Source organism: Bacillus cereus group sp. BfR-BA-01316 (genome assembly GCF_022664195.1).
GTDB lineage: Bacteria > Bacillota > Bacilli > Bacillales > Bacillaceae_G > Bacillus_A.
Window position 1 is genome coordinate 1 of sequence record NZ_JAKUGX010000013.1, and the last position, 15,952, is coordinate 15,952.

The following is a 15,952-nucleotide window of genomic DNA, read 5'->3' on the forward strand; positions in this document are numbered from 1 at the left end:
CTTGACCATCCTATATGTGATGGTCTTATTTTTTTGTTCTTTCTATCTTTTATTTGAAACTCCCTCTCTCTTTCACTCCATGTTCACATTTAGGTCACATCCACCTTTTATAGTATACGTATCGGAGCTATTCCTCCCTAATTTATAAGACATTCCCCAGTGTCTTTGAATAGCTTCCATCCCTAATTAAATTGACATAAATTGTCCCCTTCCCTAGGCCATCATGTGATGGTCTTATTTTTTTGTTCTTTCTATCTTTTATTTAAAACTCCCTCGCTCTTTCACTCTATGTTCACATCTATCTTTTATAGTATATGTATCGGAGCTATTCCTCCCTAATTTATAAGACATTCCCCAGTGTCTTTGAATAGCTTCCATCCCTAATTAAATTGACATAAATTGTCCCCTTCCCTAGGCCATCATGTGATGGTCTATTTTATTTTCCAAATACATAATTTAACTCTCTTCGCTTATTTCAGCAAAATCGGTCTATCTATATTCAAACAGATATTTTTATACAAAATATTCAGAAAATATTGTCAAAATAGGTATTTTTTCGGTACAATTAACTTAGAAAGTACTTTTACAAAAACAAGGGGGGCTTTTATTGAAACAAACAAAAGCAATCTTAATTGCATTATTTCTCGGCCTAGTAGTTGGACTCACTTTAAATTTAGCTGCTCCATCCATTTTCGAGCCACTAAATCAATATGTGTTCAATCCACTTGGTCAATTGTTTATTCGACTCATTAAAATGCTAGTTGTTCCTGTTGTATTCATTTCTATCGTACTTGGGGCTGCTGGTCTTGGAGATCCGAAACAGCTTGGAAGAATCGGCTTAAAATCAATTTCATTCTTTCTCGTAACAACAGCAGTTGCCATCTCCATTGCGGTTACATTCGCACTTATTATAAAACCAGGGGCTGGCGGTAATTTTAAAACAGAAGGGCTTAAGTATGAAGGTGCAAAAACTGAAACATCTTTCGTCGATACATTGCTGAATATTGTACCGGATAATCCAGCAAAAGCGATGGCTGACGGAAACATGTTACAAATTATTGCCTTTGCCGTATTGATCGGACTCGGTATAGCTGTTTTAGGAAAACGAGTTCAAGGTATCCATTCATTACTTGAACAGGGCAACGAATTAATGATGTATCTTGTTAATCTCGTTATGAAATTAGCTCCAATCGGAACATTTGGGTTGCTCGCTTCATCCGTTGGTAAAATGGGTCTTGCAGGTGTCGCTGCGATGTTCAAGTATATGATTGTCGTTATGTTGGTACTCATTATTCACGGTGTCTTCGTATACGGCGGCTTATTAAAGGTATTAGCCAAAGAAAGTATTATTCGTTTCTTTAAAAATTTCGGGCCGGTAATGGCAATTGGATTTAGTACATCTAGCTCTAATGCGTCCCTTCCATTTGCCATGAAAACCGCCCAAGAAAAACTCGGAGTTCCAAAAGCGATAAGCTCTTTTGTACAACCACTAGGTGCAACGATTAATATGGATGGTACTGCCATTATGCAAGGTGTAGCAACTGTATTTATCGCTCAAGTATACGGCGTTGAACTTACATTACCGCAATTAGCTATGGTCGTATTAACTGCTGTACTAGCTAGTATTGGCACTGCTGGTGTACCAGGTGTTGGACTTGTAATGCTTACGATGGTTTTAAATCAAGTAAATCTACCAGTAGAGGGTATTGCTTTAATTATTGGTATTGACCGCATTCTAGACATGTCTAGAACAGCTGTAAATATTTCTGGCGATGCAATTTGCGCAATGATTGTTTCAAAATCAGAAGAAAAATATAATACGGATCAATCTGCAGCATCCTAAATCAAAAAGGAGTGAAATGATTCACTCCTTTTTTGACTTGCTTCCTTTTTTCGAACGATATTCTTTTCCTTTGTTATCATTACCTGTTTCAAATTCAGCACTAAACTCCTGCTGAAATTGCCCTGATTTTGGTGAACCTTGATTTCCACTTCCTTGACTACCATTACGATTCGTCATATTTCTCCCTCCTTCCTTTATTAGTAGTATGGCGCTCTATCTTTTTTCATACACATTTTATTTTTCATCATCTATTACACACAGAAGAAGACCTTCCGTATATGAGGAAGGTCTTCTTTGTTATTAAGTAAGCGTTTTCTTATTTATAACTACTTAAATAAGTTTTTTAGAAATAGATATCATTACATTCATTTCGTCTTCTGAAAGTGCGGAGAATCTTTCTTGTAAATATTTCTTTTTCTCACCTTCCATTTTCGCAACTAAATCTTTCCCTTGTTCTGTAATCTCTAAATATACAACACGGCGATCTGATGTAGAACGTGAACGGGTTACAAAGCCTTTATTAATTAGTTTTTCTGTGACAGCTGTAATATGGCTATTCGATACATTTAACTCATTAGCTACACGTGATACCATTTCTTTATTCGTGCGATTCAATATTCTAAGGACAATGAACTCATTCCACGGTATGTAACCACCAAATATTTTTCCAATATCATTACGCAACGTGCGAAACATTGCAAAAACATTTGTCGATAGTTCTTCCATTAATTGTTCTCGATTTTGAGACAAATTTGACAGCCCCTTTTATTTAATTTAGTTAAATAAAAACCTTATTAATAATTCTACATGAAATCTTACTTTTTGTCACCTTATTTTCCCATAATTCGTAGTTTTTTAAAATATATTTCATGATACAATGAAATTGATTTCCCAGAAAAAGGAGTGCTTTTAATGAATGATGAGGACAAGTTCTCTAATTTCAGCCTAAAAGATAAAACAATTATCATTAGTATTATTGCTCTTTTTCTCATTATATTTTTTGCATTTATATTTTTTGTATATGTAGGAATCTTTCAAATTACAGGTATAGAATACTCATCACGAACTGCTTTACTACTCTTTTTTTTATTTATCCTCCTCTTAGATGGCATTACATACTTTATCTTAATCTTCTTTAAAGTACTGTTATATCCAATGACGACAAATATGCCAAATTGGCTCTCACTTGCACTTTTCTCACTCATTGAAATTACGCTAGATTGGTTCGTCATTCATACTGCCGATGATTGGATAGAAAGCGTGCAAATGTCCAACATAGCTGAATTATGTGTCGTACTATTCTTGTTCGTCTTAAATAAATTATTAAGCGATAAGAAAGAGTAAGAATACAAGCTTTTCTATATAAAAATTGGTACAATGAAAGCAAATCATACTAAAGAGGTGTTAATTATGAATTTAAAACAATGGGCTGATAAAGGCATGTCCTTTGATACATATGTAAATGAAATGCAAGTAAACCAATATGAGCTATTACACATCTACAATAACTTTTTAATTCCAAATGAATTACTTCCCGTTCTAGAAGAACGTCAAAATGATGGCTGGCGTGTTATCGTATTAACAGCTGACTGGTGCGGCGACGCTCTTTTATGTGTACCTGTTATGAAACGAATTTCTGAAGTTGCAAACATTGATATGAGATTATTAATTCGTGACGAAAACTTAGAATTAATGGATCAATACTTAACAAATGGAACAGCACGTGCAATTCCAATCTTTATTTTCATTGATAAAGACGGAAATGAACAAGCCGTCTTTGGACCACGCGCTCCAAAGGTACAAGAATTAGTAACTTCCATGCGCGCTACATTGCCTGAAAAAGAAGATCCAACATTCGAGGAAAAACAAAAAGAAATGTATGCTAATTTCCGTGCTACATTAGCTGATGATACTTCTCTTTGGGAACATGTAATGGAAAGCATGATTGAAAAAGTAGTAAAATAAAAAACCTGCCGAGTTCGGCAGGTTTTTTATTACATAATGAAGAAATAGAATACCGCAGCTAAAATGAAACGGTAATAAGCGAACGGTGTTAGTTTTACACGACCTAATAATTTTAAGAATGAAACAATTGCAAGCATCGCAACAACGAATGCTGTAATAAATCCAGTTGCAAATAACGGTATATCTGCTGCACTTAATATATCCCAGCTTTTAATTAAATCTAAACCACTTGCAGCTACCATCATTGGTACTGCTAAAATAAACGTATATTCAGCTGCCGCTGTATGCGAAACGCGAGCTAATAAACCACCACTTATTGTAGACCCAGAACGAGAAAATCCTGGCCAAAGTGCTAAACATTGGAACATTCCGATTGTAAATGCTTGCTTATATGTGATTTCATCTAACGTTCTTGCTGTACTTGGTTTTGAAAACTTCTCAGCAACAATCATTAAAATACCACCAGCTACTAAGCTAATAACAACCGGTCCTGGACCGAATAAAACTTCTTTAATTGCACTATGGAATAATACACCGAGTATGCCGGCAGGAATCATCCCGATAATAATATGTAATAAATTTAACGATGGTCCATCAGTTACTTTCCCTATTCCAACTAATGACCATAGACGTTTCCAAAATATAACAACAACTGCTAAAATCGATCCCAATTGGATTACAACTTCAAAAACTTTCGCTCTATCGTCTTCAAATCCAATTAAGTGTCCTGTTAAAATCATATGTCCTGTTGATGATACTGGTAAAAACTCTGTTAACCCTTCAACAGCACCCATGATTAAACCAATTAACCAATCAGCCACAAGTAGTGCCTCCTTAATAACGAATATGTAATTTTTTCACACCTTATCATAATACCTTATCCCTTTTCAAAGCGCATCCTTTTTTATTGATTTCATTTATTGTATACGCGTATTTCTTTTCTATTTTTTGATTAAATTGTATGATAGTAAGAGTTTGTTTTTTACGTTGAAAGGGGATTTTATGAAAGAAACTACTTCATTCTCACAAAAGTTAAAGCAATTTTTATTACTCTTTTTCCCGATTTTTGTAACGCAAATGTCATTATTTGCGATGAGTTTTTTTGATACGACAATGTCAGGGCACGCGAGTCCTATTGATTTAGCGGGTGTTGCTATCGGAACAAGTATATGGCTTCCCGTTAGTACCGGCTTAACCGGAATTTTAATGGCTACTACTCCTATTATTGCACAGCTCGTTGGATCAAAGAAAAAGGAGGACGTTCCCCACATTGTCATACAAGCAGTATATTTAGCAATTTGTGCTAGTTTTGTTGTTATCCTTATCGGATTCTTCGCTGTTTCACCTATTTTAAATGGCATGCAATTAGAAGAACCCGTGGAACATATTGCAGCACAATTTTTAAGTATTATCGCGATTGGAATTATCCCTTTATTTACTTACACCGTCTTACGTGGATTTATTGATGCATTAGGAAAAACTCGAACAACGATGATTATTACATTACTATCATTACCAATTAACGTAGTATTAAATTACTTATTAATTTTTGGTCACTTTGGCTTTCCAAAACTCGGTGGTGTTGGTGCGGCAATCGCTTCTGCAGCAACATATTGGTGTATTTTAATTATTACCGTCATTATTATTCGTACGAAAGAGCCCTTCGCTTCTTTCAATATCTTTAAACAGTTATACCGCCCTTCCTTTACGAGCTGGAAGGAATTCCTGAAACTTGGCGTCCCTATCGGATTTGCTATCTTTTTTGAGACGAGTATTTTCGCTGCGGTAACACTTATGATGAGTAATTTTAGTACGACAACAATAGCAGCACATCAAGCAGCTATGAACTTTGCTTCCTTGTTATATATGACTCCTTTAAGTTTAGCAATGGCAATGACGATAGCAGTTGGATTTGAAGTTGGAGCAAAACGATACAATAATGCGAAACAATATGGATTTATCGGAATTGGATTAGCTCTTGCTTTCGCTCTTTTATATTCAATCCTTCTTTATTTCTTTGATGACGAAATTGCTTCTATTTATACGACAAATGCAAATGTCCATCATTTAGCAAAAGAATTTCTTATATTCGCGATTTTATTTCAAATTTCAGATGCGATTGCAACTCCCGTTCAAGGAGCACTACGTGGCTATAAAGATGTAAATGTTGCCTTAATTATGACATTAATCGCTTATTGGGTAATAGGCCTACCTCTTGGATACATATTAGCAACTTATACTGACTGGGCAGCGAAAGGTTATTGGATCGGTCTTATTATCGGTCTAGCATTTGGAGCAATCTTCCTGCTTATCCGTCTCTTTCAAGTACAAAGAAAATATACAACGCAAAACAGCCGCTAATGATATAACGGCTGTTTTCTTCATGCATATTTTTTCTTGTAACGTGTAACATAATGAAAAAGAAAGGTGGATACATATGGACGAAAAACAAAAGAAACAATCATTCGATGAAGAATTCGCCCCTGAAATTTCACCTGGATATCGGCAAGATGTACATAAGCCACCTAAATATAAAAACACTTCTTTTTTAATGGGCATTACCATTTTCGCAGCCGTATTACTCGTACTCATCATTTTCGTTTATTTTTAATGGAAGGTGGTCTATTATATGAAGAAACAAGAATCTAATCGTTCAAAAAGAACTGTTAAAACAGAAAAAGGATATGCAGGAGATTCTGTTCATACACTGAAACAAGTTGAGCAAGGAAACTTATACATTGCTCAAAAAGAACTTGGGCAACAAAATGAAAATCTTTAAAGTCCCTCTTCTCCTTGAGGGATTTTTCATTGTACGTACTGTTTTTGATCTAACACCCTAAATATACTATTAACCTTTACAATTTTCATGTCATAATTTAATTTAATTTCACTCCTCTTACCATTTTCAGTACCAGCAACGTACACTACAGCATGATAGCGAAAACTCTCATCCGTCACTTCACGTATCTCCTCGTTTGTAAATTTATACTCTAAATCTCGAAAACGATTTAGATAATAATTTTTCATTAATTGTTCATACCCTTTATTTACAAATAGCTCTTCGCTTTTTTGCTTTACATCATTTTTATTATTAAACTCAAACACTGATAGCTGCGCTGTCACAAAACATTCTCCTACCTTTTTCATTTCTTTATGAGTTAAAGTTTCTATACTCTTGTTCTTTGTTTTCTGATTTAACTCGTACTGATCTATCGGTTTAAAGGTAGCAAAAGCCGTTTCTTTATATGACCCGAACAAATAAAAAACGATAAATAACGAAATGATTAATATTCTTTTCTTCGTAATACACACCACACCCACCACCTTCATAATGATAGTCATATCTTAACGTATAGAAAGAAAATTCTGATATCATAGAGTGGAATATCCTAACTTTAACTTAGAAACGAGGAACGACTATGGACTCTTACAAACAATATATAAAAGAAGCTCTACCAGATCTTTCTATACATTCATATATGCAAAATGAAGAAGGGTGGGATAATATAACGGTTATTATAAATGACGAACTACTATTTCGTTTCCCGCGAAAACTTGAATATGCACAGCGAATTCCGTTAGAAAAAGAATTGTGCATACTTCTCTCTCATTCGCTACTAGAAATCGAGATTCCAAAGTATCACCTATTATATAAAAATGATGCTATTCCGCTTTGTAGTTACTATACTCTCATTCATGGTGAACCATTAAAACCAGAAATAGTTACTACGCTAGAGAAAAAAGAAATAAAAGCACTTATTACACAATTAGCGACTTTCCTTGCGGCTCTACATAGTATTCCTCTACAACGTGTTACAACGTTAGGATTCCCTATCGAAAAAACTCTCACTTACTGGAAAGAGCTACAAACAAAATTAAATCAGTATGTTACTAGCAATCTTAATTCATCCGAGAAATCAGCGTTAAATCGTTTATTCAAAAATTTCTTTGCGTGTATAGCTACATCCACTTTTCAAAATACAATTATTCACGCTGACTTTACACATCATCACATTATATTTGACAACCAAAACAAAACCATTTCAGGGGTTATCGATTTTGGAGATGCCCAAATTGGCGATCCCGCTTTTGACTTTGCTGGGCTATATTATGATTTCGGACGTGAATTTACTACATCTGTATACGAACAATACAGTACACTTAGTTCTCATCATGATCCATTACTCATTCACCGCATCACTACCTTTTATCAATACAGCCCTTTACTACACAATATTATTTATAACTTTGAAACAAAGAATGCGCTTGAATTCATAGCTGGTACAAAACAGCTAAAGGTGATATTACAGGAATGAGATTACATTCTCTCCTTATATTCTCTCTCCTCATACATCATTAACTTTTTATCCATTTCAACAATAACTTTATACAATTGAAACGCCTGTAAAATTTGCAGTTGAATTCCAAAAGGAGCATTTTGTTCTTTTAACCATTGAAATACTTTCGTTTCATCTTTCATTGATTATTCCTCCCCTTATAAAGTGAAACTTTAATCAGCCCTCACCAATAGGGCGTTTACGGACAGCCCGACTCCCAAATAGCGGGATTAAAATCTGCTACAAATATACCGTAAATGATGAAAAGCTTTTCATGTCAATAATAAAAAGGATGCAACATTGCATCCTTTAATGTACGATATTTTTCTTCTGCAGCGTTTTCTCTTTTGCCTCTTCCACTTGGCATTCAGTACGAAAGGCACAGCTCATGCACTCAGAACGAAAATTACGCTCTGTGTAGTGCTCAGGTTGTTGCAGCATTTCTTTCATTCTAAATAAATCATCCATTCCAGTTATAATATCTTCCTGTTTTGGAATGTACTCATACTTAGTTCCTTCTATTAAATTAATCACTTCGATTTTTCCTGGAAGAATGCCGAAAGCTTTATAACTAAACACAGTCATTAACTTCTGACAAAGAGCTAGCATTTCTTCATTTGCATCAATAACATACTTTTTAATTGTAAATGATTCTGTACTCCACTCACCAACTTCAAATGTCAATGAAATATGAACACCTAACTCTTCCATATACGTTTGAAACTTCTCATATAAAAATAACGGCGGCGCCTGACTCTCATCTCTTTCAACAAACTGTAATAAGTGATCTGTTAGCTTCGCTAAAACAATATAACACTCCGCCTTTGAAGCAAACATATTAACCCTTACTTTTTTCCAATACTTTTCTAAAAGTATTAAAAGCAAAATTTTTGTTTGTTGCCCGGCAGGTACCGTGTAATATTCATTAATAATTTGATTTACAATCATTTGTGCTATTTGTTGCCATTCAAATGAAGATGGTTCTCTTCTTTTTATATGACGGAAATAAAATTTGTGTGGACAACGCATAAAATCATACAAATGGTAATCTGTCATCGTTTTGATTGCGATTTTTTCATGCAATTGCTCTTCATCTCCCTTCTGCCATTAAGAAAGGTGTTTTACGAATTCAGCTCCAAACTGTAAACATTTTTCTACATCTTCATCTTCTGGCGTTAATTCTACTTTCAATCCTTCTAACACAACTCCTGCCCCACGCTCTTGTAGCTTTTCTATTAAAATATCAACCGCTACCCCGTATTTCGGATAAGCAGAATCACAAGAGCCGAATGCTGCTGCTTTTTTATCCGTTAAATCAATAGAATCCATTGCATCATAAAAATCTAAGAAATCATCAGGAAGGTCACCATCTCCCCATGTGTAAGCGCCTAAAATAATACCATCATACTGTTCTAATATAGAAGCTTCTGGTGAATCCATAATATCAATGACTTCAATTTCATTTCCTGTTTCACGAATTGCACCTGCAATATGATCGGCCATTTCCTCTGTATTTCCACTCATACTTGCATAAATCATTACTAACTTACTCAACTGAATCTCTCCCTTTACTATGTATCGCTTTTTCTGTTTTAGTTGTGTTCTTCTCACCTACATATTCGGAACGAATTACATTTTGTTGCCATTCAATATGCTTATCTATATCTTTACTTTTATCTTTTAATCCCCTTCGTAGAAGGTGAAATGTTTTTCTCATTAATATTCCTCATTTATTTCATTGATAATAATAATCAATTTCAACTATACACTTAGATTAATTGAAATTGATTATCAAAGTCAATAACTATTTTTTAAAAAATAGTTAAAATGTACAAGCTTGTCCGTTAGCTATTCATATACTATAAATGAGCATAGTTCTTTCTCAGCCCTCTCTGACGGAAGAAATAGAAGCAACTGCGATAGAGCGCAGTTGCCTTTTTTTATTCCTTATGGATTTCTAGTAATCTTATAGTCGTCTCTAAAAACAATTCTACTCCATAAATTAGGGCTGATTCATCTACATCAAATTTGGGATGATGATGCGGATAACAAGTATTTTCCTTTTGATTCCCTGTTCCTAATTTAATGAAACAACCAGGTGCTTTTCTTAAATACGCTGAAAAATCTTCTCCTCCCATAGAAGGTTCAAGATGAACAATACGCTGATTTCCGAACAATTTTATCGCACTTTTTTCTACTATTTTCGTAATGTACTCATTATTAACAACTGGATCATATCCGTAACGATACGTATATGTATAATCCCCTCCATGCGCTTCTGTAATTCCTTTCACAATTTGCTCAATTTTCTCTTTTGCTTCCTCTCTTAATGTTTGATTAAAAGATCGAACAGTTCCCATTAAAGCTGCTTTGTTTGGAATGATATTATCGGCCATCCCCCCATGAAATTGTGTAACTGACACTACTCTATGCATAAAAGCACTTGTATTTCTTGATACGATATGTTGTAAATTTGTAATAATTTGTGCTCCGATAGCGATAGGATCTATCGTTTCTTCTGGTCGTGCTGCATGACCGCCCTTTCCTAAAATTTCAATTGTAAATACGTCTGGTGCTGCCATCATAGGGCCATATACAATCCCTACCTTCCCACTTTCTAATCCAGACATAACATGCAAACCTATTACATAATCGACGCCGTCCATAACACCGGCCTCCACCATTTCTTGTCCGCCACCGGGATACACTTCCTCTGCGTGTTGAAAGAACAGACGGATTTCGCCTGCAAAATCTTCCTTCATATTTGCTATCGTCTCTGCTGTACTTAATAAAATAGCTACATGTGCATCGTGCCCGCATGCGTGCATTACACCTTTATTAACCGATCCATATGGCTTTAGTGTCTCTTCTTGAATTGGTAATGCGTCTATATCCGCTCGAACAGCAACTACTTTTCCTTTTTTCACGCTCCTTTTAATTGCTAGTACACTATGCTTAGTCGGTCTTGTTACTTCAAAATAAGAAAATGAACATAATGTATCGTATATAAATTGCGAAGTTTCTTTTTCATGAAATGATAATTCTGGATATTTATGGAGATACCGTCTCCATTTAATGATATTTTCTTCTGAAATAAAACTCCTCCACTCTCTTTTCATAATAATTACCTCCTTTTAAAAGGCTCTATACCTTGACAATGTACTAAGTACCCAGTGATTATTAGCCCACTCCAATTCAGGAATAACAAAACAAATATTATATTTTTACGTCTTCTCACAATCCACTTTTATGTATTCACACAATCCACTTTCTATTTACATGTCAAACCCATTACAAATTCATGCTGAATGTAATATAATTGCTAAGTTAGGGATTTTCTTTTTTAGTATTTAGTGCTAATATCAGAAAAGAGCCTTCTGTCTTATTTTTACCTAAAATGTGGAATTTTGTTTTTTTCACAATAATGTAGGACATGATACCTACAAAGAGCTATTATTTCATTAAGAGAGGGAAAGACATGGAAAGATTAAAAGAGATATGGTCTCAACCACTCACACAATGGGTTGCAAAGACGGTTTATTACCTTGCAATTTTATTTGCATTGCTTTGGTTGTATGGATTCCATGATACAAACACAAGTACATTTATTTACAACGAATTTTAGGGTGGGAACGTTATGAAGTTATTAGAACAAATTGAAAAGTGGGCTGAAGAAACGCCTGATCAAACCGCTTTTGTTTGGCGAGATGCGAAAATTACGTACAAACAATTAAAGGAAGATTCTGATGCGTTAGCACATTGGATTTCTTCTGAGTATCCAGATGATCGTTCACCAATTATGGTTTATGGCCATATGCAGCCTGAAATGATTATTAACTTTTTAGGATGTGTGAAAGCTGGGCATGCTTACATTCCTGTAGATTTATCTATTCCAGCTGATCGTGTACAACGTATTGCTGAAAGTTCTGGTGCGAAATTACTTTTATCAGGGACAGAAGTAACTGTAACTGATTTACCAGTTCGCATCGTATGTGAAAACAACTTAAAAGATATTTTCTTTACTCATAAAGGGAAAACTCCAAATCCTGAACATGCGGTAAAAGATGATGAAAACTTTTACATTATTTACACGTCAGGGAGCACAGGTAATCCGAAAGGGGTTCAGATTACTTATAATTGCCTTGTTAGCTTTACAAAATGGGCTGTTGAAGATTTCAACTTGCAAACAGGACAAGTATTCTTAAATCAAGCACCTTTCTCATTCGATTTATCTGTGATGGATATTTACCCATCGTTAGTAACAGGCGGTACACTTTGGGCAATCGATAAAGATATGATTGCACGTCCAAAAGACTTGTTTGCTTCTTTAGAGCAATCGGATATTCAAGTATGGACTTCGACACCATCTTTCGCAGAAATGTGTTTAATGGAAGCCTCTTTCTCTGAAAGTATGCTACCAAACATGAAAACATTCTTATTCTGCGGTGAAGTGTTACCAAATGAAGTAGCTAGAAAATTAATTGAGCGATTCCCAAAAGCAACAATTATGAATACGTACGGTCCAACAGAAGCTACTGTTGCTGTAACAGGTATTCACGTTACAGAAGAAGTGCTTAATCAATACAAATCACTTCCAGTTGGCTACTGTAAATCAGACTGTCGCCTTCTTATTATGAAAGAAGATGGTACAATTGCACCCGATGGTGAAAAAGGTGAAATCGTAATTGTCGGTCCAAGCGTAAGCGTTGGATATTTAGGAAGCCCTGAATTAACAGAAAAAGCATTTACTATGATTGACGGTGAGCGCGCCTATAAAACAGGCGATGCTGGCTATGTAGAAAATGGTCTTCTATTCTATAATGGTCGTCTTGATTTCCAAATTAAGCTTCATGGTTATCGAATGGAATTAGAAGAAATTGAGCATCATCTTCGTGCATGTTCTTACGTAGAAGGAGCAGTTATTGTTCCAATTAAAAAAGGTGAGAAATACGATTATTTATTAGCGGTTGTTGTTCCTGGAGAGCATTCGTTTGAAAAAGAATTCAAATTAACATCTGCAATAAAAAAAGAACTCAATGAGCGATTACCAAACTACATGATTCCACGTAAATTCATGTATCAATCTTCTATTCCAATGACACCAAATGGAAAGGTAGATCGCAAAAAATTATTGAGTGAGGTTACAGCATGACCGCATATGGATCATTTTATTTTTTCGCTATAGTGGGCATTTTATTAATACCTACTATCATAGCTGGATTAAAAGGTAAAATGTTGCGTAAATATAATGCCGTTTTAACATTAGTAATGCTTGCTATTATCTTCTCTGATAAACCGAAGCAAGCAATGATGTTAGCTGTATTTATTATTTGGCAATATGTCCTTATTAAAGGCTATTTATTATTAAGAAAACAAAATAATAATACGTTCATGTTTTGCATGGCTGTTATTTTGTCTATTTTGCCACTTATTTTAGCAAAAATTGCACCGTTTGTACCTGAGCTAAAGTTTGTTGTATTTTTAGGAATGTCCTATGTAACATTTAGAGCAGTACAAATGGTATTTGAAGTTCGTGATAACTTAATTAAAGAACTTTCCTTCTTTAATTTCTGGGAATTCGTTTTATTCTTCCCAGCTATATCAACGGGACCTATCGATCGTTACCGCAGATTCCAAAAAGATATTCAAAAGTCACCTAGTGCAGAAGAATATCAAAATTTACTATATACAGGGATAAACCGTATTTTCCAAGGTTTCTTGTATAAATTTATTATTGCTTACTTAATAAAGCAATATTTTATGGATCCGGCATTCACTCAGCAAGATACAATCCTATCAAATATGATTTACATGTATAGCTATAGCTTATATTTATTCTTTGACTTTGCTGGTTATAGCTCATTTGTAATTGGTGTAAGTTATATGATGGGAATTAAAACTCCAGAAAACTTTAATAAACCATTCATTAGTCGTAACATTAAAGACTTCTGGAATCGCTGGCACATGAGTTTATCATTCTGGTTCCGTGACTTTATTTACATGCGTTTCGTCTTTTTCGCAACGAAGAAAAAGTTAATTAAAAACCGTTACACAATTTCGTATATCGGTGCATTTTTAAACTTTTTCATCATGGGAATATGGCATATTACTGGTGAGCATGTGTATCAATACATTATTTATGGTCTTTATCACGCTGCCTTGTTTATCTTGTTCGATATTTTCGAACGAAAAAACAAGAAGCATAAGTTTTGGCCAAACAATACATTTACACACGTCCTTGCTATTGTAATTACGTTCCACGTTGTATGTTTCGGTTTCCTAATTTTCTCTGGACACCTTAACAGATACTTTTAATGCACCCTTCTTATTCTATTAAGAAGTTGCACATATAATATATTCGGATATAAAGGAGATTTTAAAAATGGCAGAATTCAAAGAGCAAGTATTAGATATTTTAGAAGAAGTATGTGAAAACGATATTGTGAAAGAAAATTTAGATGTTCAATTATTTGAAGAAGGTATTCTTGATTCTTTCGCTGTAGTATCTTTATTAGTAGAATTCCAAGAGCGTTTAGAGATTGAAGTTTCTATTTCTGATTTTGACCGCGATGAGTGGGCTACACCAAATATGGTTATTAAAAAGTTGGAAGAAATCCGATGAACAAAGTAAAATTTGGTCCGATGCTTTTAGCATTGGCCCTTTTTGCTGTATTCTTACTTATTCCTACGCGCTTCCTACTCCCACTTTTAAGTGATGAGAAAGTAGAACAAGCTGCGACTTCTTTAAAAGAAGAAAAGATTCAAAGTATGATTTTACAGCAAAAGATGTTAGCAGACCCGAAATATCTTCCGATGTACGGTTCATCGGAATTCGCACGTATGGATGCTTTCCATCCATCGAATTATTTCAAAGTAAAGCCTGAAGGATTCACACCATTCCTACTTGGACGCGGCGGAACACAAGACCTTGTACATGTATTAAACTTCGCATCTACAATGGATCAATTGAAAGATAAGAAAATGATATTCGTTCTTTCTCCGCAATGGTTTGTACCACAAGGTATTGATGAGACACACTTTGCACCTAACTTTTCAAAACAACAAGGTTACCACTTCATTTTCAACGATGATTTAAAACCTGAAATGAAAAAACAAATTGCAAAACGCTTATTAAACTTTGAGATTGTTAAAAAAGAAACTTTATTAAAAATTTCGCTTGAAGGTATCGCCTACGATGATACAAAGTATAAAGTAAAAGCACTTGCTGCTAAACCTTTCGCTTATATTTATCGTAACATTCTAGATCGTAAAGATTTATTTACAGTTATGTTTGATATTAAGCCGCATAAAGAAAAGCTTGATCCATCATTGAAACAAATGGACTGGGAAGAAGCTCGTAAGCATGCTGATCAAACAGGTGCAATAGAATCAAGCTCTAACGAATATGGTATCGAAGATGATTACTTCAATAGCAAAATTAAGAAGAAATTAAAGCAACGTGAAGGTTACTTAAAAAATGATGCTTATGACCAATCACCAGAATATGAAGATTTGCAAATTGTACTTGATTTATTAAAACAATCAGGCGCAAAACCGCTCTTCATTTCTGTTCCTGTAAAAGGTCCTTGGTATGATTACGCTGGCTTCCCGAAAGAAAAACGCGAATTATACTACAATAAAGTTCATGAGCAAATTGAGAAAGCTGGTTATCCAATTGCTGATTTCTCAAATCATGAATATGATAAGTACTTCTTAAAAGATCATATGCACTTAGGTTGGAAAGGCTGGGTTTACATCGACGAAGCCATCCAACAATTTTATAAAGCAAACTAACGAAAAGACCGCT

General features: G+C 34.6%; 21 protein-coding genes. 12 read left to right on the forward strand and 9 right to left on the reverse strand.

Features of this window, described 5'->3' with window-relative positions; genetic code table 11:
- Positions 1-607 precede the first annotated feature (607 nt).
- Positions 608-1,843: a dicarboxylate/amino acid:cation symporter gene (locus MR071_RS12200; RefSeq protein ID WP_105584105.1), complete on the forward strand. Its 1,236-nt coding sequence runs from the start codon at positions 608-610 to the stop codon at positions 1,841-1,843.
- Positions 1,844-1,864: 21 nt separating this feature from the next.
- Here MR071_RS12200 and MR071_RS12205 read toward each other — a convergent pair whose 3' ends face one another.
- Both MR071_RS12205 and MR071_RS12210 read right to left on the reverse strand, forming a co-directional pair.
- A complete protein-coding gene (locus tag MR071_RS12205) occupies positions 1,865-2,020 on the reverse strand; it encodes a hypothetical protein (RefSeq protein ID WP_002149538.1) in 156 nt (51 codons plus the stop codon).
- Between the two features lie 153 nt (positions 2,021-2,173).
- Entirely contained in the window at positions 2,174-2,593 is a 420-nt protein-coding gene (locus tag MR071_RS12210; RefSeq protein WP_000081440.1) for a MarR family winged helix-turn-helix transcriptional regulator, read from the reverse strand.
- Between the two features lie 162 nt (positions 2,594-2,755).
- On the opposite strand from MR071_RS12210, the gene MR071_RS12215 reads away from it, so the two are divergent.
- Both MR071_RS12215 and MR071_RS12220 read left to right on the forward strand, forming a co-directional pair.
- Positions 2,756-3,187, forward strand: coding sequence for a regulatory YrvL family protein (locus tag MR071_RS12215; RefSeq protein WP_105584106.1), 432 nt, complete (start codon positions 2,756-2,758; stop codon positions 3,185-3,187).
- A 33-nt stretch (positions 3,188-3,220) separates the two neighbouring features.
- Positions 3,221-3,808, forward strand: a complete 588-nt coding sequence (locus MR071_RS12220) for a thioredoxin family protein (protein ID WP_105584107.1) — start codon at positions 3,221-3,223, stop codon at positions 3,806-3,808.
- Positions 3,809-3,837: 29 nt separating this feature from the next.
- Here the strand turns inward: MR071_RS12220 and uppP are convergent, their stop codons facing one another.
- Entirely contained in the window at positions 3,838-4,629 is a 792-nt protein-coding gene (uppP, locus tag MR071_RS12225; RefSeq protein WP_070141441.1) for a bacitracin resistance undecaprenyl-diphosphatase, read from the reverse strand.
- A 181-nt stretch (positions 4,630-4,810) separates the two neighbouring features.
- Between uppP and MR071_RS12230 the strand changes: the two genes are divergently transcribed.
- The 3 genes from MR071_RS12230 to MR071_RS12240 all read left to right on the forward strand — a co-directional run bounded on the left by MR071_RS12230 (position 4,811) and on the right by MR071_RS12240 (position 6,587).
- Complete coding sequence (locus MR071_RS12230) at positions 4,811-6,169, forward strand: MATE family efflux transporter (protein ID WP_242236201.1); 1,359 nt, start codon at positions 4,811-4,813, stop codon at positions 6,167-6,169.
- Positions 6,170-6,245: 76 nt separating this feature from the next.
- Positions 6,246-6,419 carry a hypothetical protein gene (locus MR071_RS12235; RefSeq protein ID WP_000343684.1) on the forward strand — a complete coding sequence of 58 codons (174 nt, stop codon included), beginning with the start codon at positions 6,246-6,248 and terminating at the stop codon, positions 6,417-6,419.
- A gap of 18 nt (positions 6,420-6,437) precedes the next feature.
- Entirely contained in the window at positions 6,438-6,587 is a 150-nt protein-coding gene (locus tag MR071_RS12240) for a hypothetical protein (protein WP_002149552.1), read from the forward strand.
- A gap of 26 nt (positions 6,588-6,613) precedes the next feature.
- Here MR071_RS12240 and MR071_RS12245 read toward each other — a convergent pair whose 3' ends face one another.
- A complete protein-coding gene (locus MR071_RS12245) occupies positions 6,614-7,138 on the reverse strand; it encodes a biotin transporter BioY (RefSeq protein WP_105584110.1) in 525 nt (174 codons plus the stop codon).
- An 89-nt stretch (positions 7,139-7,227) separates the two neighbouring features.
- On the opposite strand from MR071_RS12245, the gene MR071_RS12250 reads away from it, so the two are divergent.
- Positions 7,228-8,124 (forward strand): aminoglycoside phosphotransferase family protein, encoded by an 897-nt coding sequence (locus MR071_RS12250; RefSeq protein WP_242236203.1) that lies wholly within the window; start codon positions 7,228-7,230, stop codon positions 8,122-8,124.
- A 2-nt stretch (positions 8,125-8,126) separates the two neighbouring features.
- Here MR071_RS12250 and MR071_RS12255 read toward each other — a convergent pair whose 3' ends face one another.
- The 5 genes from MR071_RS12255 to MR071_RS12275 all read right to left on the reverse strand — a co-directional run bounded on the left by MR071_RS12255 (position 8,127) and on the right by MR071_RS12275 (position 11,264).
- The gene (locus MR071_RS12255) at positions 8,127-8,288 is read right to left on the reverse strand and encodes a hypothetical protein (protein WP_105584111.1); all 162 of its coding nucleotides are present in this window, start codon (positions 8,286-8,288) and stop codon (positions 8,127-8,129) included.
- Between the two features lie 166 nt (positions 8,289-8,454).
- Complete coding sequence (locus MR071_RS12260) at positions 8,455-9,228, reverse strand: hypothetical protein (RefSeq protein ID WP_242236205.1); 774 nt, start codon at positions 9,226-9,228, stop codon at positions 8,455-8,457.
- 24 nt (positions 9,229-9,252) lie between these two features.
- Positions 9,253-9,699 carry a flavodoxin gene (locus MR071_RS12265; protein ID WP_105584113.1) on the reverse strand — a complete coding sequence of 149 codons (447 nt, stop codon included), beginning with the start codon at positions 9,697-9,699 and terminating at the stop codon, positions 9,253-9,255.
- Positions 9,692-9,862 (reverse strand): hypothetical protein, encoded by a 171-nt coding sequence (locus MR071_RS12270; RefSeq protein ID WP_181149418.1) that lies wholly within the window; start codon positions 9,860-9,862, stop codon positions 9,692-9,694. The genes MR071_RS12265 and MR071_RS12270 overlap by 8 nt, the downstream gene beginning before the upstream one ends.
- A gap of 223 nt (positions 9,863-10,085) precedes the next feature.
- The gene (locus MR071_RS12275) at positions 10,086-11,264 is read right to left on the reverse strand and encodes an amidohydrolase (protein ID WP_105584115.1); all 1,179 of its coding nucleotides are present in this window, start codon (positions 11,262-11,264) and stop codon (positions 10,086-10,088) included.
- Between the two features lie 359 nt (positions 11,265-11,623).
- On the opposite strand from MR071_RS12275, the gene MR071_RS12280 reads away from it, so the two are divergent.
- The 5 genes from MR071_RS12280 (at position 11,624) to dltD (ending at position 15,939) form a co-directional block, all read left to right on the forward strand.
- Entirely contained in the window at positions 11,624-11,770 is a 147-nt protein-coding gene (locus MR071_RS12280; protein WP_002011626.1) for a teichoic acid D-Ala incorporation-associated protein DltX, read from the forward strand.
- 12 nt (positions 11,771-11,782) lie between these two features.
- Entirely contained in the window at positions 11,783-13,297 is a 1,515-nt protein-coding gene (gene dltA / locus MR071_RS12285; protein ID WP_105584116.1) for a D-alanine--poly(phosphoribitol) ligase subunit DltA, read from the forward strand.
- The gene (gene dltB / locus MR071_RS12290; RefSeq protein WP_105584117.1) at positions 13,294-14,460 is read left to right on the forward strand and encodes a D-alanyl-lipoteichoic acid biosynthesis protein DltB; all 1,167 of its coding nucleotides are present in this window, start codon (positions 13,294-13,296) and stop codon (positions 14,458-14,460) included. Before dltA ends, dltB begins: the two co-directional genes overlap by 4 nt.
- 67 nt (positions 14,461-14,527) lie before the next feature.
- The gene (gene dltC / locus MR071_RS12295) at positions 14,528-14,767 is read left to right on the forward strand and encodes a D-alanine--poly(phosphoribitol) ligase subunit DltC (protein WP_002011622.1); all 240 of its coding nucleotides are present in this window, start codon (positions 14,528-14,530) and stop codon (positions 14,765-14,767) included.
- Complete coding sequence (gene dltD / locus MR071_RS12300; protein WP_105584118.1) at positions 14,764-15,939, forward strand: D-alanyl-lipoteichoic acid biosynthesis protein DltD; 1,176 nt, start codon at positions 14,764-14,766, stop codon at positions 15,937-15,939. Before dltC ends, dltD begins: the two co-directional genes overlap by 4 nt.
- Positions 15,940-15,952 lie beyond the last annotated feature (13 nt).

Coding starts and splice junctions, on each gene's coding strand:
- MR071_RS12205 (WP_002149538.1), bottom strand. CDS start 2,020: ATGACGAATCGTAATGGTAGTCAAGGAAGTGGAAATCAAGGTTCACCA.
- MR071_RS12215 (WP_105584106.1), top strand. CDS start 2,756: ATGAATGATGAGGACAAGTTCTCTAATTTCAGCCTAAAAGATAAAACA.
- MR071_RS12220 (WP_105584107.1), top strand. CDS start 3,221: ATGAAAGCAAATCATACTAAAGAGGTGTTAATTATGAATTTAAAACAA.
- MR071_RS12230 (WP_242236201.1), top strand. CDS start 4,811: ATGAAAGAAACTACTTCATTCTCACAAAAGTTAAAGCAATTTTTATTA.
- MR071_RS12235 (WP_000343684.1), top strand. CDS start 6,246: ATGGACGAAAAACAAAAGAAACAATCATTCGATGAAGAATTCGCCCCT.
- MR071_RS12240 (WP_002149552.1), top strand. CDS start 6,438: ATGAAGAAACAAGAATCTAATCGTTCAAAAAGAACTGTTAAAACAGAA.
- MR071_RS12245 (WP_105584110.1), bottom strand. CDS start 7,138: ATGAAGGTGGTGGGTGTGGTGTGTATTACGAAGAAAAGAATATTAATC.
- MR071_RS12250 (WP_242236203.1), top strand. CDS start 7,228: ATGGACTCTTACAAACAATATATAAAAGAAGCTCTACCAGATCTTTCT.
- MR071_RS12255 (WP_105584111.1), bottom strand. CDS start 8,288: ATGAAAGATGAAACGAAAGTATTTCAATGGTTAAAAGAACAAAATGCT.
- MR071_RS12270 (WP_181149418.1), bottom strand. CDS start 9,862: ATGAGAAAAACATTTCACCTTCTACGAAGGGGATTAAAAGATAAAAGT.
- MR071_RS12275 (WP_105584115.1), bottom strand. CDS start 11,264: ATGAAAAGAGAGTGGAGGAGTTTTATTTCAGAAGAAAATATCATTAAA.
- MR071_RS12280 (WP_002011626.1), top strand. CDS start 11,624: ATGGAAAGATTAAAAGAGATATGGTCTCAACCACTCACACAATGGGTT.
- dltA (WP_105584116.1), top strand. CDS start 11,783: ATGAAGTTATTAGAACAAATTGAAAAGTGGGCTGAAGAAACGCCTGAT.
- dltB (WP_105584117.1), top strand. CDS start 13,294: ATGACCGCATATGGATCATTTTATTTTTTCGCTATAGTGGGCATTTTA.
- dltC (WP_002011622.1), top strand. CDS start 14,528: ATGGCAGAATTCAAAGAGCAAGTATTAGATATTTTAGAAGAAGTATGT.
- dltD (WP_105584118.1), top strand. CDS start 14,764: ATGAACAAAGTAAAATTTGGTCCGATGCTTTTAGCATTGGCCCTTTTT.